This is a genomic window from Streptomyces sp. NBC_01439 (assembly GCF_036227605.1).
Classification (GTDB): Bacteria; Actinomycetota; Actinomycetes; order Streptomycetales; family Streptomycetaceae; genus Streptomyces.
The window spans coordinates 7,048,988-7,069,386 of the sequence record NZ_CP109487.1 but is presented as its reverse complement, the minus strand read 5'-3'; the positions used below and the strand labels follow the sequence as shown (position 1 = coordinate 7,069,386).

The following is a 20,399-nucleotide window of genomic DNA, read 5'->3' as shown; positions in this document are numbered from 1 at the left end:
TCAGGACTCCTGGGTGAGGGAGACGAGCACGTCGTCCCCTTCGATCTTGACGGGGTATACGGGTACGGGGCGCGTCGCGGGCAGACCCGAGGGCTTGCCGGTGCGCAGGTCGAAGGCCGACCCGTGCAGCCAGCACTCGATCATGCAGTCTTCGACCTCGCCCTCCGAGAGCGAGACGTTCGCGTGCGAGCAGATGTCGTTGATCGCGAACACCTCCCCCTCGGTGGAGACGATGGAGACCGGCGTGCCGTCGAGTTCCACCCGCTTCGGGGTGTCCTCCTCCAGCTCGCTGAGCGCGCAGGCCTTGACGTAATTCATCAGACGGAACCCTGGAGCTCGGTCTCGATCTTGGCGAGCAGACGCTCCTCGATGTCGTCGACACCGATCTGCTGGACGAGCTCCGCGAAGAAGCCGCGGACGACCAGACGGCGGGCCTCGTCGGCCGGGATGCCACGGGCCTGCAGGTAGAAGAGCTGCTCGTCGTCGAAGCGGCCGGTCGCGGAGGCGTGGCCGGCACCGACGATCTCGCCGGTCTCGATCTCCAGGTTCGGCACCGAGTCGACCCGCGCGCCGTCCGTGAGGACGAGGTTGCGGTTCATCTCGTAGGTGTCGGTGCCCTCGGCGGTCTTCTCGATGAGCACGTCACCGATCCAGACGGCGTGGGCGTCCTGGCCCTGGAGCGCGCCCTTGTAGACCACGTTCGACTTGCAGTGCGGGGCGTCGTGCGTCACCAGGAGGCGGTGCTCCTGGTGCTGGCCGGCGTCCGTGAAGTACAGGCCGAGCATCTCGCTCTCGCCGCCGGGGCCCGCGTAGGTGACGCGCGGGTGCAGACGGACCAGGTCGCCGCCGAAGGTGATGACCACGGACTTGAAGCTGGCGTCGCGGCCGATCAGGGCGTTGTGCTGCGAGGTGTGGACCGCGGTGTCGTCCCAGTCCTGGACGGACACGAAGGTCACCTTGGCGCCGTCGCCGACGAGGACGTCGACGTTGGCGGCGCGCACGCCGTCACCGGTGTGGTCGATCACGATGATCGCCTCGGCGAACGGCTTGATGTCGAAGACGGTGTGCCCGAAGGTCGTGCCGCCCTCGCCGTGCAGGGCGACCCGGATCGGCTCGGCGAGCACGGTCTCCTTGGGCACGGTGACGACCGTGGCCTTGGCGAAGGAGGAGAAGGCCTGGGCCGCGACCCGGTCGACGGGGGTGCCGGCCTTGCCGATCCGCTCGTCGCCGCGCTCCACGGACTCCACCGTGACGCCCTCGGGCGCGTCGATCTGGGCCTTCATGGTGCCGTCCGCGACAGCGGTGCCGTCGTGCAGGCCCTTGAGGCGGGCGAGCGGGGTGAACCGCCACTCCTCCTCGCGGCCGTGCGGGACCGGGAAGTCGGCCACGTCGAAGGACGGGGGCGCACTCATCCGGGTGGCGACGGTGGACTCGGCGGCCACCGCGATCGCGCCGGCGGTGGTGGAGCCCGCCGCGGGGGTACCGCCCTGAACCGTCAGGTTCTTGGGGGCGTTCTGAGCCTCAGCCATGGCTGTCGTCTTGCTCGCTCTCTTAAAAGAACACGTCTACGTCTGTGAATGTGCTGCGGGGCGGGGCCGGACTAGCCGACCGAACCCTCCATCTGCAGCTCGATCAGCCGGTTGAGCTCCAGCGCGTACTCCATCGGCAGCTCCTTCGCGATCGGCTCGACGAAGCCGCGCACGATCATGGCCATGGCCTCGAACTCGGTGAGGCCGCGCTGCATCAGGTAGAAGAGCTGGTCGTCGGAGACCTTGGAGACGGTGGCCTCGTGGCCCATGGTCACGTCGTCCTCGCGGACGTCCACGTACGGGTACGTGTCCGAGCGGGAGATGGTGTCCACGAGCAGTGCGTCGCAGAGCACGTTGGACTTCGAGCCGGCAGCGCCCTCGCCGATCTCGACCAGACCTCGGTAAGAGGTGCGGCCGCCGCCTCGGGCCACCGACTTGGAGACGATGTTCGAGGAGGTGTTCGGCGCCATGTGGACCATCTTGGAGCCGGCGTCCTGGTGCTGGCCCTCGCCCGCGAAGGCGATGGACAGGGTCTCGCCCTTGGCGTGCTCGCCCATCAGGTAGACGGCCGGGTACTTCATGGTGACCTTGGAACCGATGTTGCCGTCGATCCACTCCATGGTCGCGCCCTCGTACGCCACGGCGCGCTTGGTGACCAGGTTGTAGACGTTGTTCGACCAGTTCTGGATCGTCGTGTAGCGGCAGCGGCCGCCCTTCTTGACGATGATCTCGACCACGGCGCTGTGCAGCGAGTCCGAGGAGTAGATCGGGGCCGTGCAGCCCTCGACGTAGTGGACGTAGGCGTCCTCGTCGACGATGATCAGCGTCCGCTCGAACTGGCCCATGTTCTCCGTGTTGATGCGGAAGTAGGCCTGGAGCGGGATGTCCACGTGGACACCCTTGGGGACGTAGATGAAGGAGCCGCCGGACCACACCGCGGTGTTCAGCGACGCGAACTTGTTGTCGCCCACCGGGATGACCGTGCCGAAGTACTCCTGGAAGAGCTCCGGGTGCTCCTTGAGCGCGGTGTCCGTGTCGAGGAAGATGACGCCCTGCTCCTCCAGGTCCTCGCGGATCTGGTGGTAGACGACCTCGGACTCGTACTGGGCCGCGACACCGGCGACGAGGCGCTGCTTCTCCGCCTCCGGGATGCCGAGCTTGTCGTACGTGTTCTTGATGTCCTCGGGCAGGTCCTCCCACGAAGCGGCCTGCTTCTCGGTGGAACGCACAAAGTACTTGATGTTGTCGAAGTCGATGCCCGAGAGGTCGGAACCCCAGTTCGGCATGGGCTTCTTGTCGAACAGCTTCAGGCCCTTGAGGCGGAGCTTGAGCATCCACTCCGGCTCGGACTTCTTCGCCGAGATGTCGCGGACGACATCTTCGGACAGACCCCGCTTGGCAGCGGCACCGGCCGCGTCGGAGTCGGCCCAGCCGTATTCGTAAGTGCCCAGGCCATCGAGCTCAGGGTGAGCGATCTCCGTGGTCATGCGGGGTTCCTCCCGGCCGTACTTGCAGATACTGATGTGTCGGTCTGTGTGGTGCTCGCGCCACGCGGAATGAACGTCGTGCACACCCCGTCGCCATGGGCGATCGTGGCGAGGCGCTGCACATGGGTCCCCAGCAGACGGGAGAAGACCTCGGTCTCCGCCTCGCAGAGCTGCGGGAACTGCTCGGCGACGTGTGCGACCGGGCAGTGGTGCTGGCAGAGCTGTTCACCGCTGTGCGGACCTGGAGCGCTCTTCGCCGTAGCAGCGTACCCGTCCACGGTCAACGCCCTGGCAAGGGCCTCCGTGCGCTCCTGCGGGGCGGCGGCCTCGACGGCCTCCCGGTAGGCCCGCGCCTGCGCTTCCATCCGCGACTTGGCGAAGGCGGCGACGGCCACCTCGCCCTGTTCGCCGCCGCCGACCGACTGCGCGATCCAGCGCAGGGCGTCCGCGGCGAGCGTGTCGTAGGACTGGTCGAAGGCGTCGCGGCCGCAGTCGGTGAGCGCGAAGACCTTGGCGGGCCGACCCCGGGTGCGCGCGCCGTACACACGCTGCTCACGGGGTTCGACCACGTCGTCGGTGACGAGCGTGTCGAGGTGGCGGCGGACGGCGGCCTGGGTGAGGCCGAGGCGCTGGGCGAGGTCGGCGACGGTGGACGGACCGTGGTCCAGGATCGAGCGCGCCACCCGGTTGCGGGTTGACCGCTCCCCGGTGCCGAGCTCCCCCTGGGGGGTGTCGATCTGCCGTTCGCCGTATTTCACAACGCCATTGTTGCGTAATTAACCGAGCGGCGACAAGCCGTGATGAACGCCACCCCTGGTGGCCTCCATCACTAAGGGTTACCTTATTTATCGACGGAGAGTTATTCGGATGAAGGTATTCCGCTATCTTCCCGGACGCCCTCGATGAGCCCACACACCGCCCCCCACCAGCGCATCTGCACCCGCGACGGCTCCCCGGCACCGCGAAAGCCGACCTCCGGAAAAGATCACTGAAACATGCCGACGCTTCCAGGACCGACCGACTGAAAAGAACCGCATTCGCGACGCGACGTTCGAATCTCCGGAGACGAACCGGGGAGGAACCGAAGGCGAAGGGGGATCCGGAGGGGGCGACGGGGGCCCTGACCCCGGGACCCACGGCCCCTCCCCCGGCTCCGTAGACTCACCCCCCATGAGCAACGACCCCGCCGTGGAGATCCGCGGACTGGTGAAGCGGTACGGCGCCAAGACCGCGGTGGACGGCCTGGACCTCACCGTCCGGAGCGGCTCCGTCACCGCTGTCCTCGGTCCCAACGGCGCGGGCAAGACGACCACGGTGGAGACCTGCGAGGGCTACCTCCGCCCGGACGCCGGCACCGTCCGCGTCCTCGGCCTCGACCCGGTCGCCCAGGCCGAGGCCCTGCGCCCGCGGATCGGCGTGATGCTGCAGTCCGGAGGCGTCTACTCCGGAGCCCGCGCCGTCGAGATGCTCCGCCACATGGCCAAGCTCTACGCCGACCCGCTCGACGTCGACACCCTGGTGGAACGCCTCGGCCTCGGCGGTTGCGGCCGCACCCCCTACCGCCGGCTCTCCGGCGGCCAGCAGCAGCGCCTGGCCCTGGCCATGGCCGTGGTGGGCCGCCCCGAGCTGGTCTTCCTCGACGAACCCACCGCCGGCCTGGACCCGCAGGCCCGCCGCGCGACCTGGGACCTCGTACGGGAGCTGCGCACCGACGGGGTCACCGTCGTCCTCACCACCCACCACATGGACGAGGCCGAGCAGCTCGCCGACGAGGTCGCCATCGTGGACGCGGGCAAGGTCATCGTCCACGGCAGCCCCGAGCAGCTGTGCCGCGGCGGCGCCGAGAACACCCTGCGCTTCACCGGCCGCCCCGCCCTCGACCTCGCCTCGCTCCTGAAGGCGCTGCCCGACGGCACCGAGGCCGCCGAGCTCACCCCGGGCGTCTACCGGGTCACCGGCGACGTCCACCCGCAGCTGCTGGCCACCGTCGCCTCCTGGTGCGCGCAGCACGGCGTGATGCCGAGCAGCCTCACGGTCGAGCGGCACACCCTCGAGGACGTCTTCCTCGAACTGACAGGCAAGGAGCTGCGCGCATGAGCGCCGGTACGTTCGCCCCCCGCCCGGGGGCCGCGCCCGTGTCCCGCATGATCCTCGCGCAGACGGCGCTGGAGACCCGGATGCTGCTGCGCAACGGGGAGCAGCTGCTGCTCACCGTGATCATCCCGGCGTTGCTGCTGACCCTCTTCTCCGCGGTCGACATCGTGGACACCGGCACCGAGAGGTCCGTGGACTTCCTCGCGCCCGGGATCCTGGCGCTCGCCGTGATGTCCACCGCCTTCACCGGCCAGGCCATCGCCACCGGCTTCGACCGCCGCTACGGGGTCCTCAAGCGGCTCGGGGCCTCCCCGCTGCCCCGCTGGGCCCTGATGGCCGCCAAGACCCTGTCGGTGCTGGTCACCGAGGTACTGCAGATCGCCCTGCTGACGGTGATCGCCCTCGCGCTGGGCTGGTCACCGCAGGGCGACCCGCTGTCGGTGGCCGCGCTGATCCTGCTGGGCACCGCCGCCTTCTCCGGCCTCGGGCTGCTGATGGCGGGCACCCTCAAGGCCGAGATGACCCTGGCCGCCGCCAACCTGGTCTTCCTGCTGCTGCTGGTCGGCGGCGGGGTGATCGTGCCGCTGGAGAAGTTCCCCGACGCCGTGCGGTCGGTCCTCGGGCTGCTGCCCATCTCGGCCCTGTCCGACGGGCTGCGCGAGGTGCTCCAGCACGGTGCTTCGCTCCCGTGGGGCGACGCGGCCGTACTGGCGGGCTGGGCCGTACTCGGTCTGGGCGCCGCCGCGCGGCTCTTCCGCTGGGAATGAAATCCTTCCCCTCGCGGCGGCGATGCCGCGAGGATGGGCCCCTCACACATGAAGCCGGGGGGCGGACATGGTGCAGCGGGAAGCCGTTCTACGGCTGGACGATCAATGGACACGGGTGCGGTCGGGGGCGGAGCACACGGAGCCCGGGGAGCGCGACCGGCTCCTCGACGAGCTGATCGGCGCACTGCGCCCGTTCACGGACGACCCTCGGTGCACCGCACTGCTCGGGCTGCGCCTCGCCGATCGGGCCGCCGCGCGGTTCGCCGCGGGAGACCGCGCCAGCGCCCTCGCCACGATCGAGGAGGGGCTGCGCAGCTCCGAGCGCGCGGCCGGACACTCCCCCGAATTCGCCCGCTGGTACGCCCGCGGGCTGATCAACCACGGGGTCTGGCTGTCCTGGCCGCTCAGCGACGGGGCCCGGCTGCCCAAGCACCCGCTGGGCCCGGCCGCGGGAACGGGGCCGAGCGCCATGGAGCGCGCGGCCGGTGAACGCGCCCGCGATCTGACCCGGACCGCGGTGGAGGTGTGGGCGGGCCTGGACCAGCGGGATCCGGTCAACCGGCTGGGTCTGGCCCAGGCCAAGGTGTTCCTCGGGGACCGCCTCGCCGAGCTGGGGTTCGCCGAGGAGGCCGTGGCCTGGGCCGTGGCCGCCGAGTCCGACTTCCGGCAGCTGTTGCTCGGGGACCCGGCCACGGAGGAGTCCGGGGAGGCGGAGGAGGCCCTCGACCACATCGGCCGCCAGCTGGAACTGCGGCTGCGCTTCCTGACCTTCGGCTCGCTGGTCAGCCTGCGCACGCAGGGGCTGCTGCCCGAGCGGCTGCTGCCCCGGGCCGTGGTGGCCGCCCGCATCCAGGGGGTGGCGGAGCCGGGGATCGCGACCGGGCTGGGTCTCGACGTCGAGCAGGTGCGCACGATGCTGGAGGTCACCCCCTGGCTCGCGGTGTGGCGCTTCGAGGTGCGCGGGCCCGACGGCCTGTGGAGCGCATTGGAACATCCCTGGCACAGCACCACAGAAGTAAGGAACAGGACGGCGAAGGACGTAGCGGGCGAGTTACTGCGGGGGTTCGTCGCCTCGACGGACCACCCGGGCGCCGCTGCCCATTGGCGCCTCCTCCTGTGGTGGCAGGAGGAGGGCGACCCCGCGGGGGCGAAGTACCGGCTGGCCGTCGGCCCGGACGCCCCCCTGGCCACCCCCTCGTGAAACTTTACACAAGTGGTCGCCTACGATATGGGGCGTGCTGAACCCCCTCGCCCACATCGCCAGCCGCTGGACCCCGTCACCCCGGATCGTCCAGCGGGCCGCACTCGCCGCACTCGTCATGAGCGTGGCCATCGTCGTCACCGGCGGCGCGGTACGGCTGACCGGGTCCGGCCTCGGCTGCGACACCTGGCCCAAGTGCACCGACGACAGTCTGATCGTGACGCAGGAGCAGGGCTTCCACGGCATCATCGAATTCGGCAACCGGATGCTGACCTACGTGCTCAGCGCGGCGGTCGGCTGGGGGATCGTCGCCGCCCGCTCGGCCAAGCCCTGGCGGCACTCCCTGACGAAGCTCGGCTGGGTCCAGTTCGCAGTCGTGATGTCGAACGCCGTGCTCGGTGGGATCACCGTCCGCACCGGACTCAACCCGTACAGCGTGGCCGGACACTTCCTCCTCGCCACCGCCCTGATCGCGGTGACGACGGTCACCTGGCAGCGCACCCGCGAGGGCGACGGCGCCCCCCGGCCGCGCGTGCCCGGCCCGGTGCGCAAGCTGTCGTGGGCGTTGCTCGCGACCACCCTCGTACTGATCGCGGCGGGCACCGTCGTGACCGGCTCCGGTCCGCACGCCGGTGACAGCAGCGAGATCAAGCGCATGCCCTTCGACTGGGACACCACCGTCCACGTGCACGCCGCCGCCGCCTGGCTGGTGTGCGCGCTCGGCATCGCGATGTGGCTGGTCCTGCGCGTCGTCGACGCTCCCGCCGACACCCGGGCCCGCGCCCGCGACCTGCTGATCGTCCTGCTCGCCCAGGGCGCGATCGGCTACGTGCAGTACGCCACCCAGGTCCCCGAGGTCCTGGTCGGCGCCCACATGCTCGGCTCCTGCCTGGTGTGGATCGCCGTGGTCCGGGTCGCGCTGAGCCTGCGCGAGCGGCCCGTCGAACAGGCGGAGATCCCCGCCCAGGCCGACCCGCAGCTCTCCGCGGCCTAAGCACGATCCAGGCGGTAGACGCGGCGGGCGTTGCCGGCCGCCACCAGGGCGGCCACCCGTTCCGCGTCCCGCCAGGACCAGGAACCCTCGGCCGCCCAGCCGCCCAGCACCCGGCCCAGCGCCTCGCGGAACACCAGGGCTCCCACCGCGTGCAGTTCGGGCAGCTGCCGGCCACCGCTGGAGAACAGCACCTTGCCGAACGGCGCGGTCTCCAGCAGCTCCGCCAGGACCGCCGCGGCCCGCGCCCCGGTCCGCCCGAGCGCCGCGCCCGTATCGGCGTAGACGTGCGGGAAGGCCGCCGCGAGCTGGGCGGTGCGGCGGTGGTGCGGATATCCGCCGAGCAGCACCAGGCGCGTCCCGAGGCCCGCGGTGGCCCGTACGAACCCGGTCAGCGCGGCGGGGTCGGCCTCGTCCGTGTGCAGCTGGAGCGGCCGCCCCGACGCCACCGCGCTCCACAACAGGTGGGCCAGGAGCACGGGGTCCCGCACGGCTCCGCCCCGCGGCCGCCGGGCCAGCCACCTGCCGGCCGCACCGCGCACGGCGCCGGGACCGGGCGGCTCGGGTTCGACGGCCGGGGTGTCCCCGCGGGTGAAGGCCGTGGCACAGGTGAAGGCCGCGGCCCCGGTGGCTGCGTGGTGGACCGCCCCGGCGAGATTGGCGAGGAAGGAGCCCACCGTGCCGGACGTGTCGGCGACCTGCTCGGCCAGCAACTCCAGCCGGACCGACTCGAAGGCTTCGGCGTCCCCGGCGAGCGCCAGTTCCTTGGGCCCGGTGAGGTCTCCGGGCACCCCGGTGTCGACCAGGTAGGCGGCCACTCCGGATCCCGTCAGCAACCGCCGGGTGGTCTCCGCCACGCCCAGCTCGCGCCGCCGCGCCAGATAGCGGGCGGGGGTGGCGTGCGGCTCCAGCCCCAGCAGCGGTGGGCACCAGCGGCGCACCGCGAAGCCGGTCTGCGTGTCGAAGGAGGTGGTGCCCGCGGCGGGCGGGCCGGCCGAACGCACCAATTGGGCCTCGAAGGTGCCCAGGCCCAGCTCCGTACGGAGTACTCCGTGGCAGTACTGGTCCACCAGGGGCGGCGTTTCGATCATCCGGTCATCCCGTTGCGGACGTGAGGAAGGGGCTTCCACACGTCCTAACGGGTGAGCGGGGTGTGAGGTGTTGCTCGGGCTGTTGACCGAGACGGCACTCCCGGGTCCCCCGGACGTTCTCCCGGGGTCAGGCCGCCGGGTTCTCGGGTCCGCCGATCTGGATGCCGGCCATCCGCGTCCACTCGTACGGGCCCGTGCGCACGCGCGCTGCGAACTCTCCGTCGAACTCGTCGTGGAGGGTCAGCGCGGCCTTCTCCGCGGCCAGCTGGGCCACCTCGAAGCTGGGGGCGACCAGGTCGCCCCAGCCGCCGTCCGTACCCACGAGCACGATCCGGGTGCCGGCCTGGCCGATGTGGGCGAGCTGGCCCTCGACGCCGCCGTGCTGCTTGGCGAACGCGCCGATCTGCTTGGCCAGCTTCGCGGCCTTACGGTCCTGCTTCTTGTCCGCGGCGCCTGCGGCGGCCGCCGTGTCTGCGGTGTCTCCCATGGAAGTCATGCTACCGGCGAGTAATCAACGGAGGAAGGGATCCACGGCCACCGCCACGAACAGCAGCGACACGTAGGTGATGGACCAGTGGAACAGGCGCATCTCCTTGAGCTTCGCGCCCGTGACGCCCGCCTTGGCCCGCGCGTGCAGTGCGTGCGCCTCCCACAGCCACCAGCCACCCGCCGCCAGCGCGACCGAGGTGTAGAACCAGCCGGTGTACTCCAGCGGGGTCAGCAGCAGCGAGACCGCCACCATCACCCAGCTGTAGAGGACGATCTGGCGCGACACGACCTTGTTGCCCGCCACGACCGGGAGCATCGGCACGCCGGCCCGCGCGTAGTCGTCCTTGACCTTCATCGACAGCGGCCAGTAGTGCGGCGGCGTCCAGAAGAAGATGACGAGGAAGAGGATGACCGCGGCCCAGGAGACCTCGTTCTTGACGGCCGACCAGCCGATCAGTACCGGCATGCAGCCCGCGATGCCGCCCCAGACGATGTTCTGCGCGGTGCGCCGCTTCAGCAGCATCGTGTAGATCACGACGTAGAAGAGGAGCGCGCCGAGCGACAGCGCCGCCGACAGCCAGTTGACGAGCAGGCCGAAGAAGAGGGTGGAGACGACCGCGAGGGTGAGGCCGAAGGCCAGGCACTCCCGCGGGCTGACCATGCCGGTCACCAGCGGGCGCTGCGAGGTCCGGTCCATCAGCGCGTCGATGTCGCGGTCGATGTACATGTTCAGCGCGTTGGCGCCGCCCGCGGACAAGTAGCCGCCGAAGCAGGTCACCAGAACCAGCTGCAGCGACGGAACGCCCTGCTCTGCCAGGAACATCACCGGCACTGTGGTGATCAGCAGAAGTTCGATGATCCGCGGCTTGGTCAATGCCACGAAAGCCATGACGCGGGTCCCGAGCGGCCGGTGACCGGGGCTCGTCCCGAGCACCCCCGCTGGACGGGATTCGACGGCCGTCACGCACACCCCTGAGAGAGAATCCAGCAAGCTCCGACTCGGACCATTCACGACATGAAGGCCCGGTTGGGGCTTGCGCGTACCACGCCACTGTAGACGTTGCACTTACGTCGCCCCGCGCCGGGGTCGCCTCGTGTTGAGCCGATCGGGCCGTGCATACATACGGGGGACGGGCCCCGCCGGACGCCGGTGTGCGGGTGAACGAGCGGCGGCGGCGCGGTGACGGACCGCCTGCACTCGAATAGCTGCACGCCGTTGCGGGGGTAGGCTCAGAATCGCCGGTGCACCGTTCGTCACCGGGATACAAACATGTGGAGAGGAGCCCTGACTCACGGTGAGCACCAAGCCGACCACCACAGAGCTCGAGTGGACCGAACTGGACCAGCGGGCCGTCGACACCGCCCGCATCCTGGCCGCTGATGCGGTCCAGAGAGTCGGGAACGGCCACCCCGGTACGGCGATGAGCCTGGCCCCCGCCGCGTACACCCTCTTCCAGAAGGTGATGCGACACGACCCGGCGGACCCCGAGTGGGTGGGCCGCGACCGTTTCGTGCTCTCCGCGGGGCACTCGTCCCTGACCCTCTACACCCAGCTGTACCTGGGCGGGTTCGGGCTGGAGCTGGACGACCTGAAGGCGTTCCGCACCTGGGGCTCGAAGACCCCCGGCCACCCGGAGTACGGCCACACGGCCGGCGTGGAGACCACCACCGGTCCCCTCGGCCAGGGCATCGCCAACGCGGTGGGCATGGCCATGGCCGCCCGCTACGAGCGCGGCCTGTTCGACCCGGAGGCCGCCCAGGGCGCCTCCCCGTTCGACCACATGGTCTACGCGATCGCGGGCGACGGCTGCCTCCAGGAGGGCATCTCCCACGAGGCGTCCGCGCTGGCCGGCCACCAGAAGCTCGGCAACCTCGTCCTGCTGTGGGACGACAACCACATCTCCATCGAGGGCGACACGGAGACGGCCGTCTCCGAGGACACCCTGAAGCGCTACGAGGCGTACGGCTGGCACGTCCAGCGCGTCGAGCAGCAGGAGAACGGCGACCTCGACCCGAAGGCGCTGTTCGCCGCCCTCCAGGCCGCCAAGGCCGAGACCGGCCGGCCGTCCTTCATCGCGGCCCGCTCGATCATCGCCTGGCCCGCCCCGCACGCCCAGAACACCGAGGCCGCCCACGGCTCGGCGCTCGGCGACGACGAGGTCGCGGCCACCAAGCGCGTGCTCGGCTTCGACCCGGAGCAGACCTTCGAGGTCTCCGACGAGGTCATCGCCCACACCCGCGCCCTCGGCGACCGCGGCCGCGAGGCCAAGGCCGAGTGGGAGAAGGAGTTCTCCGCCTGGCGCACCGCCAACCCGGAGCGCGCCGCCGAGTTCGACCGCATCAACGCCAACGAGCTGCCCGCGGGCTGGGAGGACGAGCTCCCCGTCTTCGAGGCAGGCAAGGGCGTCGCCACCCGCGCCGCCTCCGGCAAGGTCCTCGGCGCGCTGGGCGCGGTCATCCCGGAGCTGTGGGGCGGCTCGGCCGACCTGGCCGGCTCCAACAACACCACCATCGACAAGGACTCCTCGTTCCTGCCGGTGGGGAACCCGCTGCCGGAGGCCGACCCGTACGGCCGCACCATCCACTTCGGCATCCGCGAGCACGCCATGGCCGCGTCCATGAATGGCATCGCGCTGCACGGCCACACCCGCATCTACGGCGGCACCTTCCTGGTGTTCTCCGACTACATGCGCAACGCCGTCCGCCTCTCCGCGCTCATGCACCTGCCGGTGACGTACGTGTGGACGCACGACTCCATCGGTCTGGGCGAGGACGGCCCGACCCACCAGCCGGTCGAGCACCTCGCCTCGCTGCGCGCCATCCCGGGCCTGAACGTCGTCCGCCCGGCCGACGCCAACGAGACCGCCATCGCCTGGCGCGAGATCCTGCGCCGACACACCAAGGTCTTCGGCAAGGGTGCCCCGCACGGCCTCGCGCTGACCCGCCAGGGCGTGCCGACCTACGAGCGCAACGAGGCCGCCGCCAAGGGCGGGTACGTCCTGTTCGAGGCCGAGGGCGGCCCGGCGCAGGTCCTCCTCATCGGTACCGGCTCCGAGGTTCACCTGGCCGTCGAGGCCCGTGAGCAGCTCCAGGCCCAGGGCGTCCCCACCCGGGTCGTCTCGATGCCGTCGGTCGAGTGGTTCGAGGAGCAGGACCAGGAGTACAAGGACAGCGTCCTGCCGCCGTCGGTGAAGGCCCGCGTCGCGGTCGAGGCGGGCATCGGCCTGACCTGGCACCGCTACGTCGGTAACGCAGGCCGGATCGTCTCGCTGGAGCACTTCGGTGCCTCGGCGGACGCGAAGGTGCTCTTCCGCGAGTTCGGCTTCACCGCCGAGAACGTGGCGGCCGCCGCCCAGGAATCCATCGCCGCCGCCGCGCGCTGACGCCGGTACGCAACCCAAGTAGGAGATGTAATCCCATGACAGACGCACTCAAGCGCCTCTCCGACGAAGGCGTCGCGATCTGGCTGGACGACCTGTCCCGCAAGCGCATCACGTCCGGCAACCTGGCCGAGCTCATCGACCAGTCGCACGTGGTCGGTGTCACCACCAACCCGGCGATCTTCCAGAAGGCCATCAGCGGCGGCGAGGGCTACGAGCAGCAGCTCACCGACCTCGCGACCCGCAAGGTCACCGTGGAAGAGGCCCTGCGCATGATCACGACGGCGGACGTCAGGGACGCCGCCGACATCCTGCGCCCGGTCTACGACCGCACCGACGGCCAGGACGGCCGGGTGTCGATCGAGGTCGACCCGCGCCTGGCGCACAACACCCCGGCGACCATCGCCGAGGCCAAGCAGCTTGCCTGGCTGGTGGACCGCCCGAACACGCTCATCAAGATCCCGGCGACCAAGGCCGGCCTGCCGGCGATCACCGAGGTCATCGGCAAGGGCATCAGCGTCAACGTCACGCTGATCTTCTCGCTGGAGCGCTACCGCGAGGTCATGGACGCGTACCTGGCGGGTCTGGAGAAGGCCAAGGCCGCCGGCCTGGACCTCTCTCTGATCCACTCGGTCGCCTCCTTCTTCGTGTCCCGCGTGGACTCGGAGATCGACAAGCGCCTGGACGCGGTCGGCACCGACGAGGCGAAGGCCCTCAAGGGCAAGGCGGCGCTCGCCAACGCCCGTCTGGCCTACGAGGCCTACGAGGAGGTCTTCGCCAGCGACCGCTGGGTCGCCCTGGAGCGTCTCGGCGCCAACAAGCAGCGTGCGCTGTGGGCCTCGACGGGCGTCAAGGACCCGGCGTACAAGGACACCCTGTACGTGGACGACCTGGTCGCCCCGAACACGGTGAACACCATGCCGGAGGCCACCCTGGAGGCCACCGCCGACCACGGGCAGATCACGGGCGACACCGTGCGCGGCACCTACGAGCAGGCGCGCGCCGAGCTCGACGCGGTCGCGAAGCTGGGCATCTCGTACGACGATGTGGTGCAGCTGCTCGAGGACGAGGGCGTCGAGAAGTTCGAGGCGTCCTGGAACGACCTGCTCAAGTCGACCGAGGCGGAGCTTGAGCGCCTTGCCCCCACGGAGGCCTGAACACCTTGTCTGTAAACGGAGCGAACCCGCTTCGTGACGCACAGGACCGGCGGCTCCCGCGCATCGCGGGGCCGTCCGGCCTGGTCATTTTCGGCGTTACGGGTGACCTGTCGCGCAAGAAGCTAATGCCTGCCGTCTACGACCTGGCCAACAGAGGCCTGCTTCCGCCGGGCTTCTCGCTGATCGGGTTCGCCCGCCGCGAGTGGCAGGACGAGGACTTCGCGCAGGTGGTCCACGACGCCGTCAAGGAGCACTCCCGGACGCCCTTCCGCGAGGAAGTGTGGCAGCAGCTCGTGCAGGGCTGCCGCTTCGTCTCGGGCGACTTCGGCGACGACGCCGCCTTCGAGACGCTGAAGGCGACCATAGAAGAGCTGGACAAGGCGCAGGGCACGGGCGGCAACTTCGCCTTCTACCTGTCCGTCCCGCCCAAGTTCTTCCCCAAGGTGGTCCAGCAGCTCAAGGACCACGGGCTGGCGCAGAAGGAAGGCTCCTGGCGGCGTGCCGTCATCGAGAAGCCCTTCGGACACGACCTGAAGAGCGCCGAGGAGCTCAACAAGGTCGTCCACGAGGTCTTCCCGCGGGACGAGGTCTTCCGGATCGACCACTACCTCGGCAAGGAGACCGTCCAGAACATCCTGGCGCTCCGCTTCGCCAACACGATGTTCGAGCCGATCTGGAACCGGTCGTACGTCGACCACGTGCAGATCACCATGGCCGAGGACATCGGCATCGGCGGCCGGGCCGGGTACTACGACGGCATCGGCGCCGCCCGTGACGTCATCCAGAACCACCTGCTCCAACTGCTCGCGCTGACCGCGATGGAGGAGCCCGGCTCCTTCCACCCCAAGGCGCTGGTGGCCGAGAAGCTCAAGGTGCTCACCGCGGTGCAGCTGCCGGAGGACCTGGGCAAGCACACCGTGCGCGGCCAGTACGCGGCGGCGTGGCAGGGCGGCGAGAAGGTCGTCGGGTACCTCGAAGAGGACGGCATCGACCCCAAGTCGAAGACCGACACCTACGCGGCCATCCGCCTGGAGATCAACAACCGCCGCTGGGCGGGCGTCCCGTTCTACCTGCGGACGGGCAAGCGCCTGGGCCGCCGGGTGACCGAGATCGCGGTCGTCTTCAAGCGGGCCCCGTACCTGCCGTTCGAGTCGGGCGCGACCGAGGAGCTGGGGCAGAACGCCCTAGTCATCCGGGTCCAGCCGGACGAGGGCGTGACGGTCCGCTTCGGCTCCAAGGTCCCGGGCACCTCCATGGAGGTCCGGGACGTCACGATGGACTTCGCCTACGGCGAGTCCTTCACGGAGTCCAGCCCCGAAGCGTACGAGCGACTCATCCTCGACGTGCTCCTCGGCGACGCGAACCTCTTCCCGCGCCACCAGGAAGTCGAACTGTCCTGGAACATCCTCGACCCGATCGAGGAGTACTGGGACAAGCACGGCAAGCCCGCGCAGTACCCGTCGGGCACCTGGGGGCCGGTCGAGGCGGACGAGATGCTCGCACGAGACGGACGGAGCTGGCGCCGGCCATGAAGATCGACCTCACGGAGACCAACTCCAGCAAGATCAATGCCGCGATGGTGCAGGCACGCCGGGACATCGGCACGCCGGCCATCGGCATGGTCCTCACGCTGGTGATCGTGACCGACGAGGAGAACGCGTACGACGCGCTCAAGTCGGCGAACGACGCGTCCCACGAACACCCCTCGCGGATCGTCGTCGTCATCAAGCGGGCCAGCCGCTCGCCCCGCAGCCGCCGCGACGCCCGGCTCGACGCAGAAGTCCGCGTCGGGGCGGACTCCGGCAGCGGTGAAACGGTTGTGCTCCGCCTTCACGGCGAACTGGTCGACCACGCCCAGTCGGTGGTTCTCCCGCTGCTCCTGCCCGACGCCCCCGTGGTCGTCTGGTGGCCGGACGGTGCCCCCATGGACCTGGCGGGCGACCCGCTGGGTGCACTGGGACAGCGCCGGATCACGGACACGTACTCCTGCGAGGACCCGATCAGGGCGCTCAGCGGCCGTGCGGGGGCGTACGCCCCCGGGGACACAGACCTGTCGTGGACCCGGATCACCCCGTGGCGCTCCATGCTGGCGGCCGCACTGGACCAGCAGGCCCTGACGGTCGCCTCGGCGACCGTCGAGGGCGAGGACGAGAACCCGAGCTGCGAACTGCTGGCCATGTGGCTGGCTGACCGGCTCCAGGTACCCGTCAAGCGCACGCTGTCGTCGGGCCCGGGCCTGACGGCGGTACGCCTGTCCACCAAGGACGGCGACATCGTCCTGGACCGGGCGGACGGCTCACTGGCCACGCTGTGCATGCCGGGGCAGCCCGACCGTGCGGTGGCGCTCAAGCGCCGCGACACGGCCGAGCTCCTGGCGGAGGAGCTGCGCCGGCTGGACCCGGACAACACGTACGAGGCCTCGCTGAAGTTCGGCGTGGCGAGGCTGGAGGCGTCGGCCCCGGAGCCGGAGGCCCCGGCGGCGACCGATGCCGATGCTCCGGCCAAGGCCGAGGCCTCGAAGCCGGCGGCCAAGCCGTCGAAGAAGAACGCAGCCAAGTAGCCGGAGCCGCTGCGCGGAGCCGACCCCACCCCGCCCCTTCTCCGTTTCCTGGGGCTCCGCCCCAGACCCCGCGCCTCAATCGCCGGCGAGGCTGAATCTTCAGCCCGTCCGGCGTTTGAGGACCAGGGTCCGGGGCGGAGCCCCGGTTTCGGGAAGGGGCGGGGTGGGGCACTGCTCCGCGCAGCGGCATCCGCACCCCCCGATCTACCGACAAGGCGGCAGCACATGGGTATGACGACTCCCCAGGTAGTCGTCCACCGGGACAAGGAACTGATGGCCCAGGCCACCGCGGCCCGGCTCATCACGAAGATCGTGGACGCGCAGACGGCCCGCGGCACCGCGTCCGTCGTCCTCACCGGCGGACGCAACGGCAACGGCCTGCTCGCGGCGCTGGCCGCCGCCCCGGCGCGGGACGCGATCGACTGGTCCCGGCTGGACCTGTGGTGGGGTGACGAGCGGTACGTCCCCGCCGCCGACCCCGAGCGCAACCACACCCAGGCCCGCGAGGCCCTCCTGGACTCGGTCCCGGTGGACCCCGCCCGCGTGCACGTGATGCCCGCCTCGGACGGTCCGTACGGCGGCGACGTGGACGCCGCGGCGGCCGCTTACGCCGCCGAGCTGGCGAAGGCGGCCGGCCCGGAGGACCACGGTCCGGTCCCCCGGTTCGACGTGCTGATGCTCGGCGTCGGCCCGGACACGCACGTGGCCTCGCTGTTCCCGGAACACCCGGCGGCCCGCGAGACCGAGCGAACGGTGGTCGGCGTGCACGGCGCCCCGAAGCCCCCGCCCACGCGGATCTCGCTCACGCTCCCGGCGATCCGGGCGGCCCGTGAGGTCTGGCTGCTGGCCGCGGGCGAGGACAAGGCCGGGGCGGTCTCCCTGGCCCTCGGCGGCGCGGGCGAGGTCCAGGCCCCGGCCGCGGCGGCGTACGGCCGCTCCCGCACCCTGTGGCTCTTGGACCGCGCGGCGGCGGCCAAGCTCCCGAGCGGCATGTACCCCCCGGCCTCTTCCTGACCGGGGCCGGTCCGAACGGCGATGGGCCCGCCCCCCTCGGGGGGCGGGCCCATCGCCGTTTCCCGGCGTCAGCTACGGCCGCGCAGCTTCCGGTACGTGGCCACCAGCGCCTTGGTCGAGGCGTCCAGCCCCGGTACGTCGGCGCCCTCGGTCAGCGCGGGCTCTACGCGCTTGGCGAGCACCTTGCCGAGTTCGACGCCCCACTGGTCGAAGGAGTCGATGTTCCACACCGCGCCCTGGACGAACACCTTGTGCTCGTAGAGCGCGATCAGCTGGCCCAGCACCGCCGGGGTGAGCTCCCCCGCCAGGATGGTGGTCGTCGGGTGGTTCCCGTGGAAGGTCTTGTGCGGGACCAGCGACTCGGGAGCGCCTTCGGCCCGCACCTCGTCCGCCGTCTTGCCGAAGGCCAGCGCCTGGGTCTGCGCGAAGAAGTTCGCCATCAGCAGGTCGTGCTGGGCCGCCGGGGCCGCCTCCAGCTCCGCCACCGGCCGGGCGAAGCCGATGAAGTCCGCGGGGATCACCTTCGTCCCCTGGTGGATCAGCTGGTAGTAGGCGTGCTGCCCGTTGGTGCCGGGCGTGCCCCAGACCACCGGGCCCGTCTGCCATTCCACCGGATTGCCGTCGCGGTCCACCGACTTGCCGTTGGACTCCATGTCCAGCTGCTGCAAGTAGGCCGTGAAGCGCGAGAGGTAGTGGCTGTACGGGAGCACCGCGTGGGACTGGGCGTCGAAGAAGGCGCCGTACCAGATCCCCAACAGGCCCATCAGGAGCGGCGCGTTCTCGTGCGCGGGCGCCGTGCGGAAGTGCTCGTCCATGGCGTGGAAGCCGCCGAGCATCTCGCGGAAGGCGGCCGGGCCGATCGCGATCATCAGCGAGAGGCCGATGGCGGAGTCGAAGGAGTAGCGTCCGCCGACCCAGTCCCAGAACCCGAACATGTTGGCCGGATCGATGCCGAAGTCGGTGACCTTCTCGGCGTTGGTGGACAGCGCCACGAAGTGCCGGGCCACGGCGGCCTGGTCGCCGCCCAGTCCGGCGAGCAGCCAACCGCGCGCCGAGGTGGCGTTGGTGATGGTCTCGATGGTGGTGAAGGTCTTGGAGGCGATGATGAACAGCGTCTCGGCCGGGTCCAGGTCCCGCACGGCCTCGTGCAGGTCCGCACCGTCGACGTTGGAGACGAAGCGCACCGTCAGATCGCGGTCGGTGAAGGCGCGCAGGGCCTCGTACGCCATGGCCGGACCGAGGTCGGAGCCGCCGATGCCGATGTTGACGACGTTCTTGATGCGCTGGCCCGTGGAGCCGGTCCACGCTCCCGACCTGATCCGGTCGGCGAAGTCCGCCATCTTGTCGAGGACGGCGTGCACGCCCGGGACGACGTCCTCGCCGTCGACCTCGACGACGGTGTCCGCCGGTGCGCGCAGGGCGGTGTGCAGCACCGCCCGGTCCTCGGTCGTGTTGATCTTCTCGCCGCGGAACATCGCCTCGCGCAGCTCGGCCACGCCCGTGGCCTCGGCCAGCTCGCGCAGCAGTGCGAGCGTCTCGTCGGTGACGAGGTGCTTCGAGTAGTCGATGTGCAGGTCACCGACCTGCAGGGTGTAGCCGGCGCCGCGGCCGGGATTCTGCTCGAACAGTTCCCGCAGATGCGTCTGCCCGAACTCCTCCCGGTGCTTGCCGAGGGCAAGCCACTCCGTCGTCCGGTTCAGCTTCGTACGCGTGCCTGCGTTCATCTCGGACATCAACCCACTTCTTCCGTCCTGTCGTGCCCCGCCGTTCACCAACCTAAGGGATCACAAGCGGCAGAACGCACACAAAGAGGCCCGGTGACGCAGGAGATGTTCCTGTGTCACCGGGCCTCGTGTCACGTGCTTCGAGCCGTCTCAGATCTCGCCGCGGAGCTTGGCGAGCGCTTCGGCGAGGATCGCCTCGCCGTCGGCGTCCGAGCGCCGTTCCCGTACGTACGCCAGGTGCGTCTTGTACGGCTCGGTGCGCGGCGGCGCGGGCGGGTTGTCCCGGTCCTGGCCGGCCGGGAACCCGCAGCGCGGGCAGTCCCAGGTGTCCGGCACCTGCGCATCGCTGGCGAAGCTCGGCTGCGTCTCGTGCCCGTTCGAGCACCAGAAGGAGATGCGCAGACGGGGCGCGGACTCGCCGCGCTCCGCCTCACCCATCGGCCCCGCTCCGACCCGGCTACCACGGATCGCGTTGCCACTTGCCACGGTCGTAACTCCCCTGCGTGATGGTGCCGCCAAGCGTGAGGATGTTCCTGCTGAAACGCCCCGGGTACGTAGAGCCCAACTCACGGGATCATCCCCTCGGGTGGGGGAGCAGAATAACTCGTTCCGCAACCAGGGCGCAGGACCTCATGATAGGCCGGGCGGCGCCGACCGGACTGCCAGAATGGCCAGAACGGTCAGGTGCTCGACTTCGTCAGCAGACCGAGCGCGACGATGCACGCGAACCACAGCAGACCGACGACCACGGTGATGCGGTCGAGGTTGCGCTCCGCGACGGAGGAACCGCCGACCGACGACTGCATACCGCCGCCGAACATGTCGGAGAGGCCGCCGCCCTTGCCCTTGTGCATCAGCACGAGCAGCATCAGCAGGGCGCTGAAGACGATCAGGGCGATCGAGAACCCCATAATC

General features: G+C 70.4%; 19 protein-coding genes. 9 read left to right on the top strand and 10 right to left on the bottom strand.

Annotation, left to right across the window (positions count from 1 at the left end; all coding sequences use genetic code 11):
- From OG207_RS32150 to OG207_RS32135, 4 genes are all read right to left on the bottom strand, one after another.
- Entirely contained in the window at positions 1–318 is a 318-nt protein-coding gene (locus tag OG207_RS32150; protein WP_030388907.1) for a bifunctional 3-phenylpropionate/cinnamic acid dioxygenase ferredoxin subunit, read from the bottom strand.
- Positions 318–1,529, bottom strand: coding sequence for a Fe-S cluster assembly protein SufD (sufD, locus tag OG207_RS32145; protein WP_329103326.1), 1,212 nt, complete (start codon positions 1,527–1,529; stop codon positions 318–320). The genes OG207_RS32150 and sufD overlap by 1 nt, the downstream gene beginning before the upstream one ends.
- 71 nt (positions 1,530–1,600) lie before the next feature.
- Entirely contained in the window at positions 1,601–3,016 is a 1,416-nt protein-coding gene (gene sufB / locus OG207_RS32140; RefSeq protein WP_329103324.1) for a Fe-S cluster assembly protein SufB, read from the bottom strand.
- Positions 3,013–3,774 (bottom strand): helix-turn-helix transcriptional regulator, encoded by a 762-nt coding sequence (locus OG207_RS32135; protein ID WP_329103322.1) that lies wholly within the window; start codon positions 3,772–3,774, stop codon positions 3,013–3,015. Before OG207_RS32135 ends, sufB begins: the two co-directional genes overlap by 4 nt.
- Before the next feature lie 412 nt (positions 3,775–4,186).
- Between OG207_RS32135 and OG207_RS32130 the strand changes: the two genes are divergently transcribed.
- From OG207_RS32130 to OG207_RS32115, 4 genes are all read left to right on the top strand, one after another.
- Positions 4,187–5,113, top strand: a complete 927-nt coding sequence (locus OG207_RS32130; RefSeq protein ID WP_329103320.1) for an ABC transporter ATP-binding protein — start codon at positions 4,187–4,189, stop codon at positions 5,111–5,113.
- Positions 5,110–5,877, top strand: a complete 768-nt coding sequence (locus OG207_RS32125) for an ABC transporter permease (protein ID WP_329103318.1) — start codon at positions 5,110–5,112, stop codon at positions 5,875–5,877. Before OG207_RS32130 ends, OG207_RS32125 begins: the two co-directional genes overlap by 4 nt.
- Positions 5,878–5,944: 67 nt before the next feature.
- Positions 5,945–7,078: a hypothetical protein gene (locus OG207_RS32120; RefSeq protein WP_329103316.1), complete on the top strand. Its 1,134-nt coding sequence runs from the start codon at positions 5,945–5,947 to the stop codon at positions 7,076–7,078.
- Positions 7,079–7,103: 25 nt separating this feature from the next.
- Positions 7,104–8,072 (top strand): COX15/CtaA family protein, encoded by a 969-nt coding sequence (locus OG207_RS32115; protein ID WP_402694936.1) that lies wholly within the window; start codon positions 7,104–7,106, stop codon positions 8,070–8,072.
- Here the strand turns inward: OG207_RS32115 and OG207_RS32110 are convergent.
- The 3 genes from OG207_RS32110 to OG207_RS32100 all read right to left on the bottom strand — a co-directional run bounded on the left by OG207_RS32110 (position 8,069) and on the right by OG207_RS32100 (position 10,619).
- Positions 8,069–9,160: an amidohydrolase gene (locus OG207_RS32110; RefSeq protein ID WP_329103312.1), complete on the bottom strand. Its 1,092-nt coding sequence runs from the start codon at positions 9,158–9,160 to the stop codon at positions 8,069–8,071. The two genes, OG207_RS32115 and OG207_RS32110, sit on opposite strands and share 4 nt — an antisense overlap.
- A gap of 127 nt (positions 9,161–9,287) precedes the next feature.
- Positions 9,288–9,647, bottom strand: coding sequence for a hypothetical protein (locus OG207_RS32105; protein WP_329103310.1), 360 nt, complete (start codon positions 9,645–9,647; stop codon positions 9,288–9,290).
- A gap of 24 nt (positions 9,648–9,671) precedes the next feature.
- Positions 9,672–10,619, bottom strand: a complete 948-nt coding sequence (locus tag OG207_RS32100; protein WP_329108049.1) for a heme o synthase — start codon at positions 10,617–10,619, stop codon at positions 9,672–9,674.
- A gap of 325 nt (positions 10,620–10,944) precedes the next feature.
- Between OG207_RS32100 and tkt the strand changes: the two genes are divergently transcribed.
- From tkt to pgl, 5 genes are all read left to right on the top strand, one after another.
- On the top strand, positions 10,945–13,032 hold the full coding sequence (tkt, locus tag OG207_RS32095) for a transketolase (protein WP_329103308.1): 2,088 nt from the start codon (positions 10,945–10,947) through the stop codon (positions 13,030–13,032).
- Positions 13,033–13,067: 35 nt separating this feature from the next.
- The gene (gene tal, locus OG207_RS32090; protein WP_329103306.1) at positions 13,068–14,186 is read left to right on the top strand and encodes a transaldolase; all 1,119 of its coding nucleotides are present in this window, start codon (positions 13,068–13,070) and stop codon (positions 14,184–14,186) included.
- Between the two features lie 5 nt (positions 14,187–14,191).
- Complete coding sequence (zwf, locus tag OG207_RS32085) at positions 14,192–15,718, top strand: glucose-6-phosphate dehydrogenase (protein ID WP_329103304.1); 1,527 nt, start codon at positions 14,192–14,194, stop codon at positions 15,716–15,718.
- Entirely contained in the window at positions 15,715–16,746 is a 1,032-nt protein-coding gene (opcA, locus tag OG207_RS32080) for a glucose-6-phosphate dehydrogenase assembly protein OpcA (RefSeq protein ID WP_329103302.1), read from the top strand. The genes zwf and opcA overlap by 4 nt, the downstream gene beginning before the upstream one ends.
- A 231-nt stretch (positions 16,747–16,977) precedes the next feature.
- Positions 16,978–17,760, top strand: coding sequence for a 6-phosphogluconolactonase (pgl, locus tag OG207_RS32075; RefSeq protein WP_329103301.1), 783 nt, complete (start codon positions 16,978–16,980; stop codon positions 17,758–17,760).
- 68 nt (positions 17,761–17,828) lie between these two features.
- Here the strand turns inward: pgl and pgi are convergent, their stop codons facing one another.
- The 3 genes from pgi to secG form a co-directional block, all read right to left on the bottom strand.
- Complete coding sequence (pgi, locus tag OG207_RS32070; protein ID WP_329108047.1) at positions 17,829–19,484, bottom strand: glucose-6-phosphate isomerase; 1,656 nt, start codon at positions 19,482–19,484, stop codon at positions 17,829–17,831.
- Positions 19,485–19,634: 150 nt separating this feature from the next.
- Entirely contained in the window at positions 19,635–19,970 is a 336-nt protein-coding gene (locus OG207_RS32065) for an RNA polymerase-binding protein RbpA (protein WP_010352468.1), read from the bottom strand.
- Positions 19,971–20,164: 194 nt separating this feature from the next.
- The gene (secG, locus tag OG207_RS32060) at positions 20,165–20,395 is read right to left on the bottom strand and encodes a preprotein translocase subunit SecG (RefSeq protein WP_030720398.1); all 231 of its coding nucleotides are present in this window, start codon (positions 20,393–20,395) and stop codon (positions 20,165–20,167) included.
- Positions 20,396–20,399 lie beyond the last annotated feature (4 nt).